The sequence below is a fragment of the Ensifer adhaerens genome (assembly GCF_002940685.1).
Taxonomy (GTDB): domain Bacteria; phylum Pseudomonadota; class Alphaproteobacteria; order Rhizobiales; family Rhizobiaceae; genus Ensifer; species Ensifer adhaerens_E.
The window spans coordinates 36,075-59,229 of sequence record NZ_PNFP01000003.1; the positions used below are offsets into that span (position 1 = coordinate 36,075).

At 63.3% G+C, this 23,155-nt stretch carries 19 protein-coding genes; 15 read left to right on the forward strand and 4 right to left on the reverse strand.

Features of this window, described 5'->3' with window-relative positions:
- The first annotated feature begins 15 nt into the window (after positions 1–15).
- Entirely contained in the window at positions 16–1,854 is a 1,839-nt protein-coding gene (locus C1A35_RS06275) for a type I secretion system permease/ATPase (protein WP_104663501.1), read from the forward strand.
- A complete protein-coding gene (locus C1A35_RS06280; RefSeq protein ID WP_104663502.1) occupies positions 1,841–3,154 on the forward strand; it encodes an HlyD family type I secretion periplasmic adaptor subunit in 1,314 nt (437 codons plus the stop codon). Before C1A35_RS06275 ends, C1A35_RS06280 begins: the two co-directional genes overlap by 14 nt.
- Positions 3,155–3,234: 80 nt before the next feature.
- On the opposite strand, the gene C1A35_RS06285 is transcribed toward C1A35_RS06280, so the two are convergent.
- The 3 genes from C1A35_RS06285 to C1A35_RS06295 all read right to left on the reverse strand — a co-directional run bounded on the left by C1A35_RS06285 (position 3,235) and on the right by C1A35_RS06295 (position 5,411).
- On the reverse strand, positions 3,235–3,723 hold the full coding sequence (locus tag C1A35_RS06285) for a flavin reductase family protein (protein WP_104663503.1): 489 nt from the start codon (positions 3,721–3,723) through the stop codon (positions 3,235–3,237).
- Entirely contained in the window at positions 3,717–4,676 is a 960-nt protein-coding gene (locus C1A35_RS06290) for an LLM class oxidoreductase (RefSeq protein WP_234822806.1), read from the reverse strand. The genes C1A35_RS06285 and C1A35_RS06290 overlap by 7 nt, the downstream gene beginning before the upstream one ends.
- 111 nt (positions 4,677–4,787) lie before the next feature.
- Positions 4,788–5,411, reverse strand: a complete 624-nt coding sequence (locus C1A35_RS06295) for a glutathione S-transferase family protein (protein ID WP_104663914.1) — start codon at positions 5,409–5,411, stop codon at positions 4,788–4,790.
- Between the two features lie 215 nt (positions 5,412–5,626).
- On the opposite strand from C1A35_RS06295, the gene gcvA reads away from it, so the two are divergent.
- The 7 genes from gcvA to C1A35_RS06330 all read left to right on the forward strand — a co-directional run bounded on the left by gcvA (position 5,627) and on the right by C1A35_RS06330 (position 13,821).
- Complete coding sequence (gcvA, locus tag C1A35_RS06300; protein WP_104663505.1) at positions 5,627–6,529, forward strand: transcriptional regulator GcvA; 903 nt, start codon at positions 5,627–5,629, stop codon at positions 6,527–6,529.
- Positions 6,530–6,680: 151 nt separating this feature from the next.
- The gene (locus C1A35_RS06305) at positions 6,681–7,394 is read left to right on the forward strand and encodes a DUF6065 family protein (protein WP_104663506.1); all 714 of its coding nucleotides are present in this window, start codon (positions 6,681–6,683) and stop codon (positions 7,392–7,394) included.
- Between the two features lie 147 nt (positions 7,395–7,541).
- Positions 7,542–7,889: a hypothetical protein gene (locus C1A35_RS35800; RefSeq protein WP_158664994.1), complete on the forward strand. Its 348-nt coding sequence runs from the start codon at positions 7,542–7,544 to the stop codon at positions 7,887–7,889.
- 419 nt (positions 7,890–8,308) lie between these two features.
- On the forward strand, positions 8,309–9,265 hold the full coding sequence (locus C1A35_RS06315; RefSeq protein ID WP_104663508.1) for an MBL fold metallo-hydrolase: 957 nt from the start codon (positions 8,309–8,311) through the stop codon (positions 9,263–9,265).
- 49 nt (positions 9,266–9,314) lie between these two features.
- Entirely contained in the window at positions 9,315–9,620 is a 306-nt protein-coding gene (locus C1A35_RS06320) for a (2Fe-2S)-binding protein (RefSeq protein WP_104663509.1), read from the forward strand.
- Positions 9,621–9,724: 104 nt separating this feature from the next.
- Positions 9,725–11,038: an alpha/beta hydrolase gene (locus tag C1A35_RS06325; RefSeq protein ID WP_440271504.1), complete on the forward strand. Its 1,314-nt coding sequence runs from the start codon at positions 9,725–9,727 to the stop codon at positions 11,036–11,038.
- Positions 11,039–11,307: 269 nt separating this feature from the next.
- Positions 11,308–13,821: an MASE1 domain-containing protein gene (locus C1A35_RS06330; RefSeq protein ID WP_104663510.1), complete on the forward strand. Its 2,514-nt coding sequence runs from the start codon at positions 11,308–11,310 to the stop codon at positions 13,819–13,821.
- Here C1A35_RS06330 and C1A35_RS06335 read toward each other — a convergent pair.
- On the reverse strand, positions 13,786–14,982 hold the full coding sequence (locus C1A35_RS06335) for an MFS transporter (RefSeq protein ID WP_104663511.1): 1,197 nt from the start codon (positions 14,980–14,982) through the stop codon (positions 13,786–13,788). The genes C1A35_RS06330 and C1A35_RS06335 overlap by 36 nt on opposite strands.
- Before the next feature lie 563 nt (positions 14,983–15,545).
- Here C1A35_RS06335 and C1A35_RS06340 point away from each other — a divergent pair.
- The 6 genes from C1A35_RS06340 to C1A35_RS06365 all read left to right on the forward strand — a co-directional run bounded on the left by C1A35_RS06340 (position 15,546) and on the right by C1A35_RS06365 (position 23,009).
- Positions 15,546–16,625, forward strand: a complete 1,080-nt coding sequence (locus tag C1A35_RS06340; protein WP_440271505.1) for an HlyD family secretion protein — start codon at positions 15,546–15,548, stop codon at positions 16,623–16,625.
- On the forward strand, positions 16,622–18,235 hold the full coding sequence (locus tag C1A35_RS06345; RefSeq protein WP_104663512.1) for an MFS transporter: 1,614 nt from the start codon (positions 16,622–16,624) through the stop codon (positions 18,233–18,235). Before C1A35_RS06340 ends, C1A35_RS06345 begins: the two co-directional genes overlap by 4 nt.
- 280 nt (positions 18,236–18,515) lie before the next feature.
- Positions 18,516–21,296: an MASE1 domain-containing protein gene (locus C1A35_RS06350; RefSeq protein WP_104663513.1), complete on the forward strand. Its 2,781-nt coding sequence runs from the start codon at positions 18,516–18,518 to the stop codon at positions 21,294–21,296.
- The gene (locus tag C1A35_RS06355; protein WP_104663514.1) at positions 21,293–21,937 is read left to right on the forward strand and encodes a response regulator transcription factor; all 645 of its coding nucleotides are present in this window, start codon (positions 21,293–21,295) and stop codon (positions 21,935–21,937) included. The genes C1A35_RS06350 and C1A35_RS06355 overlap by 4 nt, the downstream gene beginning before the upstream one ends.
- The gene (locus C1A35_RS06360) at positions 21,934–22,314 is read left to right on the forward strand and encodes a response regulator (protein WP_077966552.1); all 381 of its coding nucleotides are present in this window, start codon (positions 21,934–21,936) and stop codon (positions 22,312–22,314) included. The genes C1A35_RS06355 and C1A35_RS06360 overlap by 4 nt, the downstream gene beginning before the upstream one ends.
- Positions 22,314–23,009, forward strand: a complete 696-nt coding sequence (locus C1A35_RS06365) for a response regulator transcription factor (RefSeq protein ID WP_077966553.1) — start codon at positions 22,314–22,316, stop codon at positions 23,007–23,009. Before C1A35_RS06360 ends, C1A35_RS06365 begins: the two co-directional genes overlap by 1 nt.
- The last annotated feature ends 146 nt before the right edge of the window (positions 23,010–23,155 follow it).

Genomic DNA, 23,155 nt, shown 5'->3' on the forward strand with positions numbered 1-23,155 from the left:
CCACGGATACGAAACTTGTTCGGTCATTCCAAACCGACGCCGTCGCAGCATAAAGCTGCGACGGTTGTCGCAGCCTCCAGATTGGCTATCACCGGGATAGCCCTGATCAGCGGCGTTGTAAACGTGCTAGCGCTGACCTCGCCGCTGTTCATGCTGCAGGTATACGACCGGGTCCTTGCCAGCGGCAGCCTGCCGACGCTGGTGGCACTTGGCATCCTTGCGGCGGCAATGTTCGCGATCCAATGCGTGCTCGAGGTGCTGCGCACCCGCATCCTGCTGCGCATCGGCGAACGCTTCGACAGGCGGCTCTCCGGCCGCGTCCACGACGCGATCGTTCGCATCCCCCTGTTGACGCGCATGCCGGGAGACGGCCTGCAGCCGCTGCGCGATCTGGACAATGTGCGCAGCTTCCTCTCGGGCAACGGACCGACCGCATTCTTCGATTTACCGTGGATGCCGCTCTATCTCGGCATCTGCTTCCTGTTCCATTTCTGGATCGGAATGACCGCGCTGGTCGGTGCTATTGTGCTTGTGTCTCTAACCGTCGTCACCGACCTTCTATCCCAGCAGCCGATCCGCGATACCGTCCACCATAACATGGCCCGCAACGGCGTGATGGAGGCCGCGCGCCGCAATGCCGAGGTCATCCGGGCCATGGGGCTCGGCCAGCGAATTGCAGACGGTTGGCAGGAGACCAACGGCGCCTATCTTCGAGCCAATCGCAGGGCGGGCGACATTGCCGGCATCCTCGGCGGCGTGTCGCGGTCGATGCGCCTCGTGCTCCAGTCGGCGATGCTGGCCGTCGGCGCCTGGCTCGTCATCCAGCAGGACGTTACCGCCGGCGTGATGATCGCAAGCTCGATCATGATGGGTCGGGCGCTTGCGCCCGTCGATCTGGCGATCGCGAGTTGGAAGCCCTTTCTGCTCGCGCGCCAAAGCTGGTCCCGCCTGAACGAGCTGTTGGAGAGGGTTCCGAAGGCCCCGTCGACGATGGTGCTGCCGAGACCGGAAAGCGAGCTCAGGGTGGAAAATCTGACGATCCTTCCGCCCGGCGAAAGGAAGCCGACGGTCACGGGGGTGAGTTTCACCGTCGGCGCCGGCAGCGCGCTCGGCGTCATCGGGCCCTCGGGCTCGGGCAAGTCGACGCTCGTGCGGGCGCTTGTCGGGGCATGGGGTCCGGCTGCGGGCAAGGTCCGTATCGACGGCGCCAGCCTCGATCAATGGGCGCCCGAAAGCCTGGGGCCGCACATCGGCTACCTCCCGCAAGGTGTCGAACTCTTCGACGGAACGATCGCCCAGAACATCGCGCGGTTCGAACAAGACCCCGACGCCGGAGCCATCGTGGCGGCGGCAAAGGCCGCCGGTGCACATGAGCTGATCCTGCGTTTCGACGAGGGCTATGAAACCAGGATCGGCGAGGCGGGATCGGCATTGTCAGCCGGGCAGCGGCAGAGGATCGGGCTTGCTCGCGCGCTCTATCGCGATCCGTTTTTGGTCGTACTCGACGAGCCAAATGCCAATCTCGACAACGACGGCGAGATCGCCGTTGTCAACGCCATTGCCGCGGTCCGCAAGCGCGGAGGCATTGCCGTGGTCGTCGCCCACCGGCCAAGCGCCATCGGCGTTGTCGACATGGTCCTCATGATGGACGGCGGCCAGGCGAAAGCCTTCGGTCCGCGAGACGAGGTTTTGTCCCGCATTCTGAAGGCGCCGGCTCAGGGACCTTCTTCCCACAACAGCTATGCCGTCACCGGCCATGCCGTCGCGCCGCTGCGTGTGGTGGCCAACACGGTAAGGGCGGACGCGGATGACAAGGCGCAACAAGGTTCGGAGGATGTCGATGTCAAGCATTGACGAAGACGACGGCGTGTCCCGTTCGATCAGAAACCATCTGGCCGCGGGCCTCATGACAGGACTGGTGCTCGTTGGCGGGACCGGTGCCTGGGCTGCGATGTCGACGTTGGCAGGCGCTGTGGTCGTGCCCGGCCACTTCGTCGTCGACAGCTATGTCAAGAAAGTCCAGCACCCGACGGGTGGGGTCGTTGGCGAAATCCTCGTGCGCGAGGGGCAGGAGGTGAGCGCAGGCGATGTGGTCATGCGGCTCGATGCCACGCAAACGCGGGCAGCACTTGCGATCGTGACCAAGCGTCTCGACGAACTCGCAGCGAGGCTGGCGCGGCTCGAAGCCGAGCGCGACGATCTGGCGGCAATCGCGTTTCCGGGCTGGCTCCTAGGTCGTCGCGACAATGCCGACGTGGCCTCGGCAATCCGCAGTGAAAGGCGCCTGTTCGAGTTTCGAAGAGAGTCGAGGGAAGGGCGGAAGGCGCAGCTTCGCGAGCGGATCGTGCAGTTCCAGTACGAGATCGAGGGACTGAAGGCACAGGAGCTTGCCTATCAGCGGGGTGGCGAAGTGCTCGAGAAGGAAATCGCCGTTCTGACGGGCCTTAGAGAACAGCGCATCGTTTCGGACCAGCGCCTGAACGCGCTCAAGACACAGGTCGCCACATTTGGCGGCGAGCGCGGCGAGAAGATCGCGTTTCAGGCACAGGCGGCCGGCCGGATCTCCGAAACGCGACTGCAGATCCTGCAGATCGATCAGGATCTCAAGACCGAAGTCGGTCGCGAGCTGAGGGAGGTGCAGGCGCAACTTGGCGAGGCCGTCGAGCGCCGGGTGGCGGCGGAAGACCAACTGAAACGCGTCGACATCGTGGCGCCGCAAACGGGTATGGTCCACCAGCTGTCGGTGCATACGGTCGGCGGCGTTGTCAATCCGGCGGATCCCGTCATGCTGATCGTGCCGGAGGGCGAGGACCTGGCGCTCGAAGTGCAGGTCCTGCCAAAGGATATCGACCAGATTCACCTCGGCCAAAAGGCACTGCTGCGCCTATCGGCCTTCAATCTGCGCACGACACCGGAACTCAGTGGCGCCGTCAGCCGCATTCCAGCCGATCTGACAACGGATCCAAGGTCAGGGCTGTCCCACTATGTTGTCCGCCTCGCTGTCTCGCGAGAAGAACTGAAGAAGCTCGGCAGCCTGACACTCGTTCCGGGCATGCCGGCCGAAGCACTCATCCAGACCGGCGATCGAACCGCGCTTTCCTATCTGCTGAAACCTCTCTCCGATCAGATCAGCCGAGCCTTTCGGGAGGAGTAGCGGCGAACCGTCTCGAGGAAGGCCTGCTGCCGGCCAAGGGACAAGCTCCGTCGGCGAGCCGACCTTCCAGAAGACATCCCCTAAGCCAGGCTTGCAAACTGCCGCTGCCAATAGATCAGCGGCGAGCCCGTTCTGGTCTCGACATGATCTATCCTGGTGGTGATGACCACGTGATCGCCGAGCGCCAGACGATCGCGCACGCGAGCCACAGCCCAGACGAGCGCGTCATCGACGCGCGGCAGGCCATGCTCCTCACACCAGCGTGTCATCGCAAAACGGTCGATGCCGGCTGTGGCGAAGCGGCGGGCGATATCCTGCTGGCCGGACGCCAGCAGGTTGATGCCAATCGGCGACCCCGCCGCCAGGCGCTGAAGCAGGCTGGAGTCCTGCTTCAGCGCGAACATCAGCAATGGTGGGTCAAGGGAAAGAGCGCCGAGGGTTCCGATCGTTGCGCCGTATCGTTCGCTGCCGCGCCCGGCGGTGACCACCGTCACCGCCGTTGCTATTTGCCCAAACACCGCCTTGACCGTGGCTTCAGGCAGCGGCGTGCCTTCATCCTTCTCTACCATTGGGCTGCAAGCGGCTCGGGGCCCTCCAGTGACGGAAAATGCGGCAAGACCTCTTCGGCAAGCTCCTGAATGATTTCGGCCGGCGGCCTATCTGCGAACTGCATCCCGAGCGCGGCGTGATTGACGCCGGCTTCGCGCCATTCACCCAGAAGATCGATCAATCCCTTTCGCCCGGTCTTGAGAACGAAACCACCGCGAAGCGGCGTCCTTGGGAAATCCGGATCGTCGACCAGGTCAATCCATTCATTGGTCATGTGCGGCCGGAAACCGCCATCCTCTATCTGCGCGCGCCACGCGCCTATGTTCCGGGCAAGCCGCCGCGGCCCTTCCGGCGTATGCGTCGGTTGCGGATAGGTCAGCCAGCCATCGGCATGTTTCGCGATCCATCCGGGAGATTGCCGGCTTGAACCCGTGACGATCAGCGGAATACGGCCCGTCGGCGGTTTCGGCAGGAAGTCGACGTCAGCCATCGTGCCCAGACTTGAGCGAATGGCCGGACATCCAGGGGCGAGCAATCGCCGGACGTAGCTTACGGCTTCTGCAAACCGCGGGCCGCGTTCGTCCATGTCCAGGCCGTAGGCCGGAAACTCGACGGGCCTGTCTCCGGATGCTACCCCGAGCACGAGCCGGCCGCCGGAAAGATGATCGATCGTCGTTGCTGCCTTCGCCAAATCAATCGGATGGCGCAGTGGGACGACGACGCTACCGGTTGCCAGTGCGATCCTCTTTGTCCGCGCGGCGAGATAGGCCAGATAGGTGAAGGGGTCGAAAAGCTGCCCGGCGTCACCGAATGCCGGATCGAACAACGGCACGTCGCGAACCCAGACTGCAGCAAAGCCACGCCGATCGATCTCTGCGACGAGATCAGCCTGTCCTTGCAACACCGCCATGTCGCCTTGATAGAACCGCAACGGCAGGAAGATGCCGACGGTGAGGTGGTCCCGGGCAAACATGCGCCTATAGCCTGGATGGTTGCTGAAGGCTTCGGATGACGCGCCCGCAGGCGGTCCTGCGTCAGCAGTAAGAGGCATTGCAGTGTTCAATGGAAAAATCCTTATCTGTCATCAAGGGCCGGTCGCCGGCGCGGGAAGCGAGATGCCTCGGCGGACGGCCGGGCGTTCGCCGACCTGTTGGTGCCAGCGCCAGAGATGTTCGTGGTGAGCAAGGGTGAAGCCGCAGATCGCAGCGATGTGGGTCCAGCCGAAGGTGGCGATGTCGGCGATGGAATAGTCCTCGCCCGCAAGCCAGGAATTGTTCGCCAGCTGCCTGTCGAGGACGACGAATGCGTCTTCCGTCAAGCGTCTGTAACGATCGATAGCCGTGGAGGTCTTCTCATCGGCGAACATCTCGAAATGCACACGCTGGCCGAGGATCGGCCCCATGCTGGAGGCATGAAACTGCAGCCACTTGATTGCCTCCCACCGCGCCTTCCTGCCCTTCGGCAAAAGCCGGTCCGTCTTCTCGGCAAGGTAAAGCAGGATCGCGGCTGACTCGAAAAGCGTGATGCCGGTCTCATGGTCGATGATCACCGGAATGCGGCCATGCGGATTGAGCTTGAGGAATTCCGGTTGCCGATGTTGGCCTTCGTCGAGATCCACGTGATGCAGGCGATAGGGGAGCCCAAGTTCCTCGAGCGCGATGGTGGCCTTGAACCCGTTGGGGGAAGGCGCCGTATAGAGGTCGATCATCGCGCCCGTCATTTCGTCGGGACCACGACGTCGCCTGCAAGGGGTCTATCGGGGACGTTGTTGTGCGTTGAAATTCTCATGGCTATCCGATCCGGTTTGAGATTAAAGATGAGGGAGGCTGAATTATTGCGGCCCGCCTCGTCAGCAGAATTAATCGCTGCGGTCGTGGATCGGAAACGATATGAATTGAGCGAAAAGTTTAGGTAGACTATACAATGAATCCTGTTCTTCCCCTCCTTGCCCTGAGGGCTTTTGCCGAGACTGGACGGCACCAAAGCCTCAAGAGGGCGGCCGAGGTGATGGGGGTGACATCCGGAGCCGTGAGCCAGCAGATCCGGCAATTGGAGGAGCGCCTTGGGGTGACGCTGTTCACGCGCACGCGTTACGGTGTTCGTCTGACCGAAGCCGGTGCGAAGGTTCATCCGGCCCTTGTGCTGGCATTTGACCAGATCGCGTCGAGTCTTGAGACGCTGGAAGCGATCAATGCCCGCCCGACATTGACGATCAGCACGGTGCCCTCCTTCGCAGCATCCTGGCTGGTACCCCGTCTTGGTCGGTTCACCAGCCGCTACCCGCAGGTGGAGGTCCGCGTCGAGGCAACGGCGAACCTCGTCGAGCTGCATCGGGATCGTGTTGACGTGGCGATCCGGCACGGCCTCGGTGAATATCCGGGCCTCGTCTCCGAGCATCTGATGGCGCCGGTGCTGTTGCCGGTTGCCTCGCCAGCCCTGCTTGCCGCCGGGCCGCCACTTCGCGAGCCCGGCGATTGCCTGGCCTATCCTCTGCTTCAGGACTCCGACAGGGCCGATTGGCAACTGTGGTTGCGCGCAATGGGTGTGGACGACGACCCTCGATCCGGCAGAGGCGTGTCGTTCGAGGACGATTTCTTGCTGGTGCGAGCGGCGATTGCGGGGCAGGGCCTGGCCCTGGTGCGTGACGTCTACGCCGTCGACGACATCGCAGCCGGTCGTCTGACTCTTGCATTGGATCGGCCCTGGCCGACGACCTTTGCCTATTACGCCGTCACGCTGCCCGGCGCCCTCAAGCGGGAGCCGGTGCGCGCTTTCGTCGACTGGCTGAAGGAAGAAGCAGAACGGGACGCTGCCGGAAGCCGTTAGGCATGGCGCGGCCGGGGAATCCGCATCGGGGGCCGATGCTCTTGCTCAAAGACGGGTACTCGCCGCTCAAAATGCTCAATCCCGGCGCCAGCCAAGGAATAAACGGCCGCCGCTCGCGTTCTTCCAGGAGTATCAACCTGGAGGGTTCTCGATGTTATCCCTGATCCGCCGGCCCGCGCCCGCTATTTCTTTCGTCTGCGAACCTCAGGACTACGGCGTGATTGCCGCGCCGCAACCGGCGAAGTCCGTTCTGCCCGACTGGTTTCGCAAGCTGCCGCCCGTCGACCGGCAGCACCTCACGGTCGCCAACAACGGGCTGACGGTGAAGCGCTGCATGCCCTTTCTTGACGCGATGGCGACCGGCTGGATCCTGCCGCTCGCCGCCACGGTTCGCCTCGAGATCAAGGACGACGGCCGGACCGTCACCGCCGGCTGGGAATTCGATCGCGTGATGGTCAGCAACCACGGCGCTCACCAGGTGGCCGGCAACCCGAAGGAGCCGAGCCCGCCGTGCAAGTTCCACAACTACTGGTCGCTGCGAACTCCGCCAGGCTGGAGCTGCCTGTTCGTGCCGCCGCTCAATCGGCCGGCGCAGCCCTTCGAATGCGTGGCAGGCGTCGTCGACACTGACACTTACTCGGCCCACATCCATTTTCCGTTTTTTGCGACGCAGCCGGACGGCATCTATGTCCTTGAGAAGGGAACGCCGCTCGTGCAGGTCATTCCTTTTCGCCGCGACGATGCGGCAATCCCGGCGGAGATCCGGCCGGAGACCGGCAAGGAAGCGGCGGAGCGCGAGACGGTCTACAGAAACACCATTGCCGGGCAGGGGTGGTACCGCAAATGGGCACGCGCCGCGCGTTGAACCATTGCAGGTCGGGAAAAAGGGGCGGGGGCCGGATGATCCGGCCCCCGCCCTTCTTGCGTGATGTCATCGATTGCGCGAAGTCAGCGGCGCGCCCGCCAGCCTGCACCCCGATAGTACGACCGGTCGGAGCCGTTCGAGCTCGAGTTGGAGGAACTGTTCGACGAGGAGTTGGAGTTCGAATTGCTCGACGAATTCGAACTCGAGTTGGACGAACTGTTCGACGACGAGTTCGAGCTTGAGTTGCTCGACGAGTTCGCACTCGAATTGGATGAGCTGTTGCCGGCGACAATGATGACGCCGTCACCAGCGCTCGTCGTCGCGTGCGATGACCGATTGACTTCGGGCGCTGCAACCGGATGTTCCCTGGCGTGCGCAGCTGTGCCGACGAGTGCGGCCATGCCTGCGACGAAGGCCGACTTGAGACTCCAGTGTCTTGTCATGGTGTTACTCCTTTTCCCAGATTGGACCGGCTGTCCCGATCCGGGGGAGTAACGGGCGGCGCCGGGGTTTATTCCACGCCGTGCCGATCGCCTTTGCCTCTCCGTCGTCGAGCGCCCGAAAACAGGCGACAGCGTCGCTGAGGAACCCCATACGGCTTTTGCCCGATACCGCAGTCTGGACCGATTTGATCCGACGCACCGCAGTGTACGGCGGACATGCCAGACGCCGACGGCCGTTCGTCGCCCGGCGGCTTCCTACGACGTCTGAAGGAGCTTACCCACGCCTGTATCAAGGGGCGCCCTAGACCTTCGCATCACATGACCGACGCTTCCGTTTAATGGCCGAGTGGGTCGATCCGGCGCAATCTCTTCAGCAGTCGCCGGGCAACCGTTCATGAAGGCACCGGCCGGTCCACGGGCCGGCGGCACAAGCGGTCGAGACGGCCGCGGCAAGCCAAGCAGGAGATCGACATGTCCCTGAAGAAGATAGAACACCCCTCGGTCAAGCACTGCGCCGATGCGGTGAAGGCGAGGTACACACATGGTCGGCCGGAGCACGAGTTGGTTCCGTCGCGCTATGTGCTGAAGGTCGGCACGATCGAAGTGACAGTCGTCAGCGACGGGGTGCTCTCGCTGCCCGGAGCGATGCTCGGTCACAACGCCGACCCGGCCGCCCGGGCCGCGTGGCTGGAGAATCGGTTCCTGCCGCCGGACGTGCTCGAGTGGGCGCTGAACGTGGTGGTGGTGCGCAGCGGCGGGCAAACCATACTGGTCGATGCCGGGATCGGGGCCGAGTTCCCGGACTTGAAGCGGGCCGGGCGGTTGGTCCAGCGGTTGGATGACGCCGGCATCGATCTTTCATCCGTGACCGACGTGGTTCTGACCCATCTGCACATGGACCACATCGGCGGGCTACTCATTGATGGGGTGAAGGAAGTGCTGCGTCCGGATCTACGGATCCATGTGGCGGCCGCCGAAATCAAGTTCTGGGAGGAGCCTGACTTCTCCCACGTTTCCATGCCGCCGGGCTTCCCTGACGCGCTTCGCGAGTCGGCCAAGCGGTTCCTGAAGCTGTATCGCAGCCAGCTGCGGCCCTTCGAGAACGAGCACGAGGTGGCGCCGGGCGTGCGCGTTCAGCGCACCGGTGGTCACACCCCCGGACACAGCGTTGTCCGGCTGGCCTCGGGCGGCGACCGACTGATGTTCGCCGGTGATGCCGTGTTCCAGGTCGGCTTCGACCACCCTGATTGGTACAACGGCTTCGAACACGACCCCGAGGAAGCGGCCCGCGTCCGCGTCCGTCTTCTGCGGGAACTGGCGGCGAACCGCGAGTCGCTGCTGGCCACCCACCTGTCCTTCCCGTCCGTCTGCCACGTGGCGGTCGAGGGCGACCGCTTTGTCTGGGTGCCGGGCCCTTGGGAGTACTGACGGTTCGTATCAGACCGGTGAGCCGGTTGCGGTCGAGAAGGAAGACGCCATGATCGTCTGTTCGTGCAATGTACTGAGCGATCGCGACGTTCGCTCCGCCATTGAGGCGGAGCGGCCGAATTCGGTCAGCCAGGTCTATGGTTGCCTCGGTTGCAGTGCCAGGTGTGGTCGCTGCGCACAAACCATCCGCCGCCTTGTCGACGAGACACTTGCGAATGTCCGTGCCGCGTCCTGTGACGGCTGTACCCGGTCTTGCAATCTTGACCGCCGTCCATCCCATGCCGCGGATCCGAATTGCCACGCGGGCAGAGCAGCGCCAATGCCGTCCGTCCACTGCCCTCAGGCCGCAACGTGAGCGCATCCTCGCTTCGTCGAAGGAGGAGAACCGAATGGCAAGACTGCTTTTGCCTGCTAAGGTGGCCGTGGTCGAAAAGTCACGCGCTATATGGGACAGGTCGGATAGGCTATCTTTGCCGTACAATCGCGGGGCTCTTCCTGCTCGTCTTCCTCGCTGGCTGTATCGCCCAGCGCGAGGTTGCAACGGATCCCGCGCTTGCGCCGTCGCCGTTGGCCGGAACCCGGACAGTCCTGTCCCGCCAGAGTTCGGAAGCCTTCGACCTGCTCTACGTGACAGACCGGGCGCCTGTAACCGCTTCGGACGGCACGTTGTCCTACGGCGCCGAAAGAGCCATGTTCCTGGGCTTCGGAAACGTGGCGATCACGCCGACGGACAATTCTTCCCGCGGCAAGGATGAACTTCGTATCGGTACGATATCAGAGGCCGGACGGTTTCCGGCGACACCATACGGCGTCGTTGTGACGGCGACCGGGCTACGCCGCACGCCGGCGGCGGTCGTGGCTCACGCGCAGGCGGCTGCGTCGCTTCAGGCCGAAGTCGCTCGCCGAGTTGCAACAGCCAGCCGCAAGGAAGTCGTGGTCTTCATTCACGGCTACAACAACGGCTTTGACGACGCCGCACGCGCCACGGCGCAGATTTGCAGGTCGCTGCAGAACCAGTTTGCCTGCATCGTCATGACATGGCCCGCCGGGGGCAAAGGCGGCTCGTTCTTTGGCTACAACATTGACCGCGAGTCGAGCGAGTTTGCTGTAGCCGACTTCAAGAAGGCTATTCGCATCATCGCTGAAACCAAGGGAGTCGAACGGCTTCACCTCCTGGCGCATAGCCGCGGAACAGATGTGCTTGCGAGCGTGATCCAGCAACTCGCCATCGAAGCCTATGTCGTGCGATCATCGCTGTGGCAACGCTACAAGATCGCGAACGCGGTGTTCTTCGCTCCCGATATTGATCTTGATGTCGCCTCTTCCAAGTTGTTCGCATGGGTATCGGACCCGGACCTTGCGTTCGGCGGCGAAGCAAGTCCAAGCAGGTTACCGTCTCAAGGCGCCATGCACCTCACGATCTATTCATCCCCCGGGGACAAGGCGTTGAGCGCATCGACGCTGCTTTCCGGCAGCGTCTTGCGGCTGGGTCAGCTCGACGTCGACAGGCTTCCCAAGGTGAGAAGCGAGGCGGCGTCCCGGTGGGGAGGATCTCACATGGGCAGACTGGTCGATTTCATCGAGGTCCCAGGGGGTGGCAGCTTCCTCGGTCACAGCTACTTCTCCGATCCGGCTGTCAAGGCGGACCTGGTCGCGCTCATCCGCGACAGAGCGAAAGCCGGCGATCCGCGTCGCCAACTCGTCGAAGTCAAGCGGCCGTTCTGGCGGATCTCGGATGCCCGGCAGGCCTCGCGGTCATTGCCCCCAAATTGACACCCATCGACGCGCGCCTTCACCAACCAGCCGATACGCTTCGCGCAAAGCAGCTTCAAGAACCGTACTCAGGGCCAGGCCGGAAACCCCGACCAACTCCGCCCGGTCAAACAAGGCTGGTCTTGCGCAGCGATGGTGCCGGTGCGGGTCGATCGGGGCCAATTTGTGATAAGCTGCGCTCAAGTGCACTCCAACTGCGAGCCGAGACAACGATGGTAGATGCCAAGCGCTGCCAGCCTGAGACTGTCGTTGCCCGACAGGAGAAGCCAATGACGCGCGTCTTGTCGCATCACCCCCAATTCTGGCACTTCGGGGCGTTCTTTGCCGCCTACGTTCTGGGATGTGGCTTCGCGCAGGCGCTCGCAATCGTACCTGGAACAGGCATTTCGATTTGGCCTCCGAGCGGACTTTTCATGGCCACGCTTGTCTTCGCCCCCAGGCGTAGCTGGCCATGGTGGGTGCTGGGTGGCCTCCTGTCTGAGCTGTTCGCCAACGTCGTATGGTTCCACAATCCGTTGCCCGTCGCCATCCTCATCAATGCCGGCAACGCGCTTGAAGCCATGGTCGGCGCATGGCTCATAACCCGGATCTGCGGGCAGACGGTGCGGCTCGAATCCTTGCAGGACGTGCTGGGGCTTGTAATACTTGGCGCCGGAGTTGCGCCGGTCGCAAGCGCGACGGTCGGGAGCGCGACACTTGCATGGTTCGGCGTGCAATCCTTCACCGCCGCTTGGCCACTATTTTGGCTTGGAGATGCCACCGGAGTCCTGATCGTCATGCCGCTTGCGCTGGTCGTGTTCCAGAACTGGCGCGCCGGGCCCCGCCTCCAGGACGCGCGCTGGATCGAAGCATGCGTCCTGGGGTTGATCTTTCTCGGTGTCTCCGCCCTTTCGCTCAGCGGTCACCTGGCCTCCGCCTACGTCGTCATGCCGCCGCTGCTCTGGGCCGCGGTGCGCTTCGAGTTCAGAGGTGCTGCCGTCGCCTTGGCCCTCCTCGCTCTGATGACGGTCGTATTCACCCTATCCGGCGCCAGCCAATTCGTCGGCGATCTGGAGACCCAGCGGCAAGAGCAGGTGATGCTGCAACTGTTTCTGGTCATCTCGGCATTTTCCGTGCTCATCGTGGCCGCCATCTCGAGGCAGCATCAGCAGGCGCTGCTCGCATTGGGCCAGCGCGAGCGGCAGCTTCATCAGATGATCGATACGCTTCCTGTCCGGATCTGGAGCGCGACGGCCACGGGTGAATCGCTGTATTTCAACAAACGGTACCAGGATCATTTCCGAGCCATACCGAACTTCGAACCTGCCCAGGCCAAACGCATCGAGCGACTGGTGCAGGAGCTTGCCCACCCGGACGACGCTCCTGGTCTTCTGAAGGCTTTGCGGCACAGTTTCGAAGCCGGCGACCCATCGGTTCTGCGATTTCGCTGGCGCGAGAGCGAAGGCGACTATCGCTGGGCGGAGTGCCGGGTGGAGCCCCGGCGTGACGAAGACGGAACGATTGCCGAATGGTATGGCGTTTCCATCGACATCGATGACGAGATGCGCGCGCAGCAGACACTGCACGATCGGGAACGCGAGTTGTCGACACTCGTCGACATGATCCCCAGCCATCTCTGGCGCGTGACCCCGGAAGGCGAGACGACGCTCGCCAACAGGCACATGGCGGAGTTTTTTGGCTTGGATATGGAGGACAAGCAACAGCTGGATGAAGTGTTCAGCACGATGTTTCATCCGGATGAAGCGGACGAGGTGTGGGATGTCTTCGAACGCTGCCTGCGCACGGGCGAGCCTTTTTCCATGAACTACCGAATGCGTCGGTACGATGGAGTCTATCGCTGGATGTCCGGTCGTGCGGTGCCAATGCGGGATGAGGACGGGCGTATTGTGCAATGGTTCGGCCTTTGCCACGACATCGATGATCAGGTCCACGCGGAAGAGGGGCTGCGCCGGGCGTCCGACAAGCTTGCGCGCGCAACGCAGGCAGCGAGCCTGGCCGAGCTTTCCGCATCCATCGCGCACGAAGTGAACCAGCCACTGGCGGCTATCGTTGCGAACTCACAGGCCTGCCACCGCTGGCTTTCGGCCGAGCCTCCAAACGTCGGGCGCGCAAAGATCACGACCGAGCGCATCACCCGCGACGCCAATTCGGCCTCCGACGTCGTGAGGCACATCCGTGCTCTCTTCAGTCAGACGGAGCACGTGAGGTTGCCTGAGGATATCAACCGGCTGATCAATGAAGTCTGCCGGCTGATGGCCGACGAGACCGCGGCAAAGGGCACGCGCATCAAGGTGAAGCTCGAGCCTGAGCTGCCGCCCGTCGTACTCGACAGAATCCAGGTGCAGCAGGTGCTCGTGAATCTGATACGGAACGGGATCGAGGCGATGGACGCCGTAACCGACGTCCCGAGGGAGCTTCAGATCCGCTCGTTCCGCGACGGTCCCGACGCCATCCGCATTGAGGTTCACGATGCCGGGATGGGTTTCGCCGATACCGAGCGCGCGTTCGAGCCGTTCTTCACGACCAAGCAAAATGGAATGGGCATGGGACTTGCGATCTGCCGTTCGATTGTCGAGTCACATGGCGGACGCCTCTGGACTGCCAACAACGAGAGACGGGGAGCGGCCGTGGCCTTCACGCTTCCATTGGCTGTTGCCGAAGCGCCGCGAGCGCATGACGCCGACGGGCCTGGCGGTCCCCAAGCGGAACTGCGGCTCTCGGCAGTGCAGGGGGCTGAACCGGGCGGTTCACGCCAGGGCGTCGTCGGTGCGCGCGATTTGTAGCCTTCCTTGAAGCCCGCGGATGACAGAGATGGCAAGCCCCCAGGCTGCGACCGTGAGCAAGATGCAGACCGCGGCGAGTGCGCCGTATCCTGCCGCATCGATGACGGCGCCGCCAACGATCGGGCCGGCGGCGAAGCCGATCAGATAGGCCGATCCCGCCGCGGCCGCCCAGCGTCCGTTTCGGTCGAGCGCCGCGGCTATGCCGAACAGGTACGGAACTGAGAAATAGTACACGATACCCGATCCGACGAGGGCGACGACATAGGCGATCGGATCGCGGGAAAGGCAAAGCGCAAGCTGGACGAGTATGAAGGCGACACAGAAGCCCGTGATGGGGATTGTCCGCCCCCAGCGAATGTTGAGCGTCGTGGCGGCGCCCGCGCCCACAAGGCCCACCAGCGTCATGATCGTCAGGGCATAGCCGACCGCGCTTGCGTCGAGCCCCGCCCGTTCGCCAAGCGGCGCGCTGAACGCGTAGATCGCGGCGGATGCGGTGAGGTAGAGGGCGATCGCCGCGAAGGTCATGACGCCGAGTAGCGGAGAGGCGTTCGCCATTGCCGCGACAGCTCTGTCGCCACACTCGATGCGGACACGCGGAAGCAGCAGCAGAAGGGGCGCAAGTGCGAGCGTCAGGCCTGCGGCCAGCGAGAGGATGCCGCGATGCGCGAAGGCGGCAGTCAGTTCACCGCCGATCGGGAACAGCGCAACGCTGCCCAAGGCCCAGACGATCTGAAAGTAGCCATAAACCCTATCCGGGTTGTGGAAATGGGCAGCGACAATGGAGAGTGACACCGCGTAAAGCACGCCTTCGCCGATGCCGGCCAGGCAGCGCAGAAGGACGAGCGACGTCCATGATGCGCTGAAGATCGATGCCCCTTGGGCAAGGAGCGCCAACCCCACGGCAAGCAAGCCGATCCGTCTGCAGCTAAGCCGGGGCAGGATGGGCGCGACCATGATCGCCGTGACAGCCAGCATGAGGAACTCGACGGAAACGATGACGCCGGCGTCGCGTTCGGACAGCGACAGCCCGGCCATGATGCCGCCTATCATGAAGGGCGACAGTTGCAGAACGAGCCCGCCGATGACCTGAGCCGCAATCGCGCCGATCGCGAGAGACGCGCCATTGCGCGACGCTAAAGGATCGTGCGGGGCCTCGCCCATAGCCTGGCGCTCCTTGTCGACCACCCTGTCGCGTCAGGCATCCATCAATTGGGACCTGCCAGCATCGCCGGTTCGATGGGTTCTGCGGTTCCTTGTGCGGCCAAGCAATTTGTTCCCTTCCCCAGGGCGTCACCTGGAACGCGGTTCTGCAAGGCCGATGGCACCCCATGATCTTATCACCGCATTGTTCGGCGAGTCGATCAGCATCAAAGTTGTGCGGCCCCGGGGCGCAAGGTTGCAGTGCCCATGATGGTGCAGGGAAGTGCCATCAACGCGTTCCCCCGATGGCCGGCCTCATTCACTGGGTGTGGAAACCCTATGCGACGGTGTAGTGGCGGATCGCTGAGGGCGAGCCTAGACTCCCGCGCAGAACGCAAGCAATCGGGGTGATGGCCGTGGCGGCGGCAGAAAGCCGCGTCAGGTGCGGCGATGTCGATCTTGCGCCCCAAACGCGAGACAACATTCGAGGCCACATGGCAACCGACCGGAAATCCAAGCCGAACATTCCTTCCACCGGCGACGGAGCAGCGCCGCTTGGCCGGCAGGCCGGGGGAATTGAGACGATCGACCCCCTGCTGGACAAGGTTGTTGTCGCGGCCGTTCCGGCTGCGAAGCCGAAGAAGGGGAAGAAGATCGCTGGCCTGCTTTTGTGCCTCGCCGCGGTGGTCACCGCGACCGGCGGATGGGTCTGGGCCCGGTCGGGCGATGCGGTGTCGACCGACAATGCCTATGTGCGCGGTGACGTCACCGGGCTTGCGCCGAAGATTTCCGGCTATGTCACGCACGTGGAGGTTCGCGACAACCAGGCGGTCGAGGCGGGCGACATGCTGCTCCGGATCGACGATCGGGACTATCGCGCGCGGCTCGCCCAGGCGGTGGCCAATGTCGAGGCGGCCGATGCGCGTCTTGCCAATGTCGATGCGGAGGCGCTGCTGCAGGGCAGCCTCATCCGGCAGGCCGAGGCGCAGCGTCTGGCGGCGATCGCCGAACTGGACCTTGCGAACAAGGCGTCCGAGCGGCAACGGCGCCTCATTCGCAGCAATACCGTCAGCCAGGCCAATGTCGACGAGAGCGATTCCGCGCGGGCACGAGCCGAGGCGAGCCTGTCTGCGGCTTCCGCAACGGTTGAGGCGCAGCGGCAACGCACAGCCGTGCTCGCCGCACAGCGTGAAGCTGCGGCCGCCGCCGTGGCGCAAGCCAAAGCCGCCCGCGATCTCGCTGAAATCGATCTCGAAAGCACCGTCGTTCGTGCACCGGTCGGCGGCGTTGTCGGCAACCGGCAGGTTCGCGTCGGCCGTTTCGTTGCGCCCGGCGTTTCGCTGCTGGACATCGTTCCCGTCCATGACGTCTGGCTGGTGGCGAACTTCAAGGAAACCCAGCTTCAACACATCCGGCAGGGCCAGCGTGTCCGCATCACCGTCGACGGATATCCCGACGAGGTGCTGGATGGCGTGGTTGACAGTTTTGCGCCCGGCAGCGGGGCGGCCTTCAGCCTCCTTCCCGCAGACAATGCAACCGGCAACTTCGTTCGTGTCGTTCAGCGCGTTCCCGTCAAGATTCACTTTACCGGCAATCCGCTGCCCGGCCGTCTCGTGCCCGGCCTTTCCGCCCGCGTCAAAGTCGATCTCGGAAGCGCGCCATGACCGTCGCCCTTGCCGTAGTGCCTCATCGCGCCCGTGCGACGGCAGGACCGCTGCTTGTCGGCGGCATCGTGCTGGCGGCGCTGACCGAGGCGATCGCCAGCACCATCCTCGCGCTCGGGCGCGCCGACATCATCGGCGACACCTATGCGACGCCCGACGAGTTCGCCTGGCTGGATGTCGGCTATACCGGGTTCAAGTTGATCGGCTTCATGGCGGCAGCCGGGTTGATGGGGCGGTTCAGCCCGCGCGGCCTGATACTTGGCGCGACGGCCATTATGGGTGCGGCCTGCGCCATCGCCACCGTTACGACACGCCTGGACGTGCTGATCGCATTTCGTCTCGTTCAGGGCTTTTCCGGCGGCGTCCTGCTCGTGACGGGCCAGGCGGCGATCTTTCTCGCCTATCCGGCGTCCCGCCAGCCGTTCCTGCAATGCCTGTTCGCCATCGGCTCCGTCGTTGCGCCCGCGACGATCGCGCCTGCGCTGGAGGGTTGGCTGCTGGACAACCATTCCTGGACATGGATCTTTTTCTGCGTCGTTCCCGTCGCACTGGCGGCGGCAGGGCTTCTGATCGCCGCGGACCCGATACCTGCAAGAACCGCACACCGTCCGTTCGACTGGATCGGCTTCGCGCTAATCGCCGTCACGCTTTTCTGCCTTGCCTATGTCTTCGGCCAAGGCAGCCGCTGGGACTGGTTCGAGGCGCCGCACGTCCTGTGGCTGGCGGTGATCGCCGCCGCCGCCTTGCTGGCGTTTTTCGCTCGCCAAGTGCTGACCGGAGGCCGGGGCCTCATCGATGTCACCCTGTTCGCATCGGCGGATTTTTCCTTCGCCTTCATCGTGAGTTTCGTGGCCGGCGCCGCGCTCTTCGGCAGCGCCTTCCTGATCCCGTCCTTCGCCGTTTCCGTGCTCGCCCTGACACCGACCGAAGCCGGTCAACTTCTGCTGCCGAGCAGCGCGCTGTTCGTCACGGCGCTGCTCATGACTGCATTTCTGGTACGGGTCTGCGGCTTCCAGCCCTTCGCCACCGTGCCTTTCGGCATCCTGATGATCATGGCAGCGATGTGGATGCTGTCGGGCTCGAGCGGCGAGAGCGGCCCGCAGGACATGATGACGGCGATCCTGTTGCGCGGGGCAGGCCTCGGCTTCCTGTTTCTTTCGATCACCCTGATCGCCTTCGGCAGGCTCGACGAGCGGAACCTCGCCGCCGGGATCGGTCTCTTCAACAGCGGCCGCCAGCTTGGCGGGCTCATGGGGGTCGCAGGGCTCCAGACACTGATCGACCACGCGATGGTGTCAAACACCGCAGTCCTTGGAGCGGGCATCACGGCAGGAACGCCGGCCGTCGTCGAGCGGCTGGCAGCCACGACGGCCATGTTCATGGCGAAGGGCCTGGACGCTGCCGCCGCCAGCCGGGCGGCGACAAGTCTTCTCGGCCGAACCGTGACCGGCCAGTCGACGGTCATTGCCTTCGACACGGCCTTCGCCGCCGTTGCCCTTCTTTTCCTTGTTGCCGCGCCCATCCTGGTGGCGATCAAGATCGGTCTTGCCAAACGCGCCCACAGGGGCGCTGCGAAAGGCGGTTCACAGTGCGGTCAAATCCGAACATGAAATGGCGAAGGGGCCGTCGTCACGGATCATCTCAACCTGGTCGCGTGCGGTTGACCATGCGTTTGGGTGTTCCTCTCGTTTCCGGCGCGCTCGCGCGCGAGCGCCTTGTCGGCGATTGAGCAACCTTCACGAGGCCGTGTCTCATGGATTTCCATAGGATGCGGCGATGAAATGCCGTTGCTAAGGTATGGCAATGGTCACCAGCCCGGAGATCGATGGTGATGATGCAGGACTAGGCGCCAACAATCACAGGCTGTCGACGCCCCGGTAGGAGAAAACCATGCGCGTTTGGTCGGATCGCCCCGAACTCCTCCACCTGGCGATCTTTTTTGCCGCTTACGTCCTGGGCTGCGGTTTCGCCCAGGCGCTGGCAATCATACCTGAAACGGGGATCTCGATCTGGCTTCCAAGCGGGCTTTTCATAGCGACGCTTGCCCTGGCCTCCAGGCGCAGTTGGCCACAATGGGTCGTGGCCGGCCTTCTCGCGGAACTGGTCGGCAACGTCTTGTGGTTTCACAATCCGCTCCCTGTCGCCCTATTGATCTTTGCCGGCAATGCTCTTGAGGCAGTGGTCGGCGCGTGGCTCGTCACCCGTTTCGGCCGGCCGGTCCGGCTGGACTCCTTGCCCGAAGTGCTCGCACTGATGGTGTTGGGCGCCGGGATCGCGCCAATTGTCGGTGCAACGGTTGCCAGCGCGACGCTTGCGTGGTTCGACATGCAATCCTTTTCAGCGGCTTGGCCCCTGTTTTGGCTCGGAAACGCCTCCGGGGTCTTGATCGCTGCGCCGCTTGCGCTCGCCCTGTTCCAGGATTGGCGAAGCGGAACCGCTCTTTCGGAACCCCGTTGGCTGGAGGCCGCCGCCATAGGGCTGATTTTGTTGGGTGCCGCGGTTCTGTCCCTCAGCGCTTACCTGCCCTTTGCCTACCTGATCATGCCACCGCTCCTGTGGGCCGCAGTGCGGTTCGAATTCAGGGGCGCAGCGGTCAGCCTCGCTCTGATCGCCATCATTGCCGCTGTGTTCACGATATCCGGCGACAGCCAGTTTGCCGGCGAGCCGGGATCCCAGACGCTCAAGCAGATCATGCTCCATCTCTTCCTGGCAGTCTCCGCGATCTCGGCCGTCATTGTCGCTGCTATATCCCGACAACACCAGGCGGCGTTGTTCGCATTGAGCGAACGCGAACGGGAGCTCTCGCAGCTTGTAGACCTGCTTCCCGCCTACATCAGGCGTCTGACGCCTGAAGGAAGACCTTTCTTCTTCAACAAGCGACTGACCGACTACATCGGCGCCAGCCTGGAGGAGATAAACGCCATCGATGGGGATCGCCTCGAACCGGCCGTGAAGGATTATGTCCACCCGGACGAGGCCGGGGACGTCGAGGCGGCGATCCGCAGCGCCGTCGCCACAGGCCAAGCCTACTCCTTGAAGTATCGCATGCGCGGCATCGACGGGGTGTACCGGTGGATTGAGACGCGCGCCGAGCCGCTGCGCAATCAGGATGGAACGATCGCGCAGTGGTACTCGGTGTCGATCGACATCGATGAGCAGGTGCGCCTTTACCGCGAGCTCGAGGAGCGAGGGGGCAAGATCCGACGATTGATCGATTCCGATATTATCGGGATCGTATTCTGGGATCTGGACGGGCGGATTCTCGAGGCCAATGACGCGTTTCTCAGAATGGTCCAGTACGAGCGGGAGGATCTGCGGGCAGGACTTCGCTGGTTTGATATGTCCCCGCCGGAATGGCAGGAAAAGCACGCCCGCTACGAGGCTGAAGAACTGATGGCGACGGGCAAGATGCAGGCGCGCGAGAAGGAGTTCTTCAGGAAGGACGGCAGCCGGGTGCCTGTCCTGATCGGAGCTGCCTGCTTCGAGGGGCAGTCCACGCAGGGGGTGGCCTACATTCTCGACCTGACCGCGCGAAGACAGGCGGAAGCTGCCCTCAGCGAGAGGGAGCGCTTCCTGTGGCAAGTCGTCGAGACGCTGCCAGTGATGGTCGATTGCGCAGCACCCGATGGAGAGCCCATTTATCGCAACCAGCAACTCCGGGAATTTTTGGGATACGACCTCGAGGCATTGGACGGAACCGGAAAGTCCCGTTTGGCCGGCACGCTCGACGCCGGTGTTCATCCCGATGATCTCGAGGGCGTCAAGACCAACTATGCCCATTCGCTGGCGACCGGCGAACCCTATGCGCGCAGGCATCGTTTGCGGCGTTTCGACGGTGAATATCGCTGGGTGGAAACGCGCGCCGCCCCCATGTACGACCCGAAGGGGGAGACGGTGCAGTGGAACGTCATCTGTCTCGACATCGACGGAGAGGTCCAGGCGCAGGAAAAACTGCGTCTGGCGCAGGAGCGCCTGTCGCGTGCGAGCCAGGCGGCAAGCCTTGCGGAACTTTCGGCTTCGATTGCGCACGAAGTGAACCAGCCCTTGGCCGCGATCGTCGCCAATTCGCATGCATGTCATCGCTGGCTGATGGATAGTCCTCCGAACCTCGCGCGTGCGAAAGTCACGGCTGAGCGCATCATCCGCGACGCAAACTCCGCCGCCGATGTCGTGAGCCGCATCCGGGCGCTGTTCAAGCGCTCGACAGCGACGAGAAGCCCCACGGAACTGGGCAGTGTCGTGGCCGAGGGGCTGGGTCTCATGGCCGACGAAGTGGTGCGGCTCCGCGTTCGCATCGATACGGACATCGAGAGCGATCTCCCCCTCGTCTCGATCGACCGGGTTCAGATCCTGCAGGTGCTCGTCAACCTGATGCGCAATGGCATCGAAGCAATGGATGTCACGAAGGGGGCCGGGGTGCTTGGTCTGCGCGTGCGGCTGATGGGAGATACGATCCAGACCGAGATCAGTGATCGTGGCCCGGGCATCGCGTTTCCCGAGAAGATATTCGAGCCGTTCTTCACAACCAAGGAGCATGGCATGGGCATGGGGCTGGCAGTATGCCGTTCAATCGTCGAAGCACATGATGGACGGCTGTGGGCGGAGAGGAACGAACCGCACGGCGCAACGTTCATCTTCACCCTGCCTGCAGAAGCGAAGGCTGCGAAATGACAGAAGATCATATCGTCTTCATCGTCGACGACGATCACCGAATTCGCGAGGCGCTGAGCGAGCTGCTTTCCTCGCACGGCATACGCGCCAAAGTGTTTGAATCGGCGGGCGACTACATCGGCTTCGAGAAGCCGGACGTGCCCGCCTGCCTGATCCTTGATGTCGAACTGCCGGATATCAACGGGCTCGATCTCCAGCGGCAGATTGCCGAAGGAGACCATCCGCCGATCGTTTTCATAACGGGCCATGGCGACATTCCGTCAACTGTGAGGGCAATCAAGCGCGGCGCCGTGGACTTCCTGACCAAGCCTTTCAGCGATGCGCACCTCATGGCCGCTATTCAGACCGCACTGGAGCAGGACCGGAAGTCGAGAGCGGATCGCGCCGACCTCAACGCGGTCAGACGGCGATACCTCGAACTGACGCAACGTGAACGTGAGGTGCTGCCTCTGGTCGTGAGCGGCCTGCTCAACAAGCAGGCTGCCGCCGAGCTGGGGATCAGCGAAGTTACAGTCGAAATTCACAGAAGAAACGTGATGCAGAAAATGGCAGCCGCGTCGTTCGCTGATCTCGTGCGGTTGGCAGAGCGACTGGAAATACCGATCACCCATTCGCGCAGGACGGGAGGGAGCGGATCGTGAGCAAGAAAAGCCCCGTGGTGGCCGTTGTCGACGACGATCCGCGGCTGCTTGAGTCGCTGGAGGATCTTCTGGAATCGGCTGGACATGTAGTGCGCAGTTTTCCCTCGGCGGAAGCGCTGCTGGTCAACGGCCTGTCAGATCTCGACGTCCTCATCACCGACATCGGCATGCCTGGGCTAAGTGGCCTTGAACTTCGTGATCTGGTCGAGAAGGATCGCCCGGACCTCCCAGTCATCCTGATCACCGGCCGGCATGAGATCGCGGATCGACTCCGCGCCGGCGGTGTCAGCAGGCTTTTCTGCAAACCTTTCGACGGCCCGGCGCTTCTTGAAGCCATCGGCAGCGCTTTGCCGGATGTAGAAACAGGAGAACGATGATGAAAGCCGAACAGCCGCTCATGCGAACGCCAATGCCCTTGTCGCCGCAATGGGGAAGTGAACTGGAGCTCCCTCTCGTCACCATCGTCGATGACGACGCCTCTGTTCGCGAGGCGCTTGCCGAACTGATCCTGTCAGCGGGCCTGCGACCGGTCTGCTTCGCCTCGATCCGTGAACTGCTCGATGCCGACGTCCTGGACCGTCCGGGCTGCCTGATCCTCGACGTGCGCATGCCGGGAGCGAGCGGTCTCGATCTGCAGCATCACCTGGCTCGAACCGGCAACCCCAAGCCGATCATCTTCCTCACCGGGCATGGCGATATTCCGATGTCTGTTCAGGCCATGAAGGCTGGCGCCGTCGATTTTCTCACCAAACCGGCGCGTGATCAGACGTTGCTCGACGCTGTCGCCGCGGGCATTGCGATCGACGCTGAGCAATGCGCGAAGGCTGCGGTGGTCAAGCGTAACGTCGAGTTGTTTTCTGCGTTGACGCAGCGGGAGCGTCAGGTTCTGCGCGAAGTCGCGCGCGGGCGTTTCAACAAGCAGATCGCCTACGACCTCGGCATCAGCGAAGTTACGGTCAAGCTGCATCGCGGCAATGCCATGCGCAAGATGGAGGTGGCCTCGATCGGCGAGTTGATCCGCTCATGGGAAACGCTGCCCGTCACTGTTCGCGAGGGTGGAGCGACCCAGTAGGCGAGGCTAAGGCAGCAAGAACGCCGCCGCTTCAGATATCGGTTGAGGCACTTCTTCACGGCCCTTTCGCGACGCTTGCGACCAGCTTCTCCCTCCTCATGGCCCATTTCATTTGAGGATGATCGCCGGGCGAGGGGCACGACCGG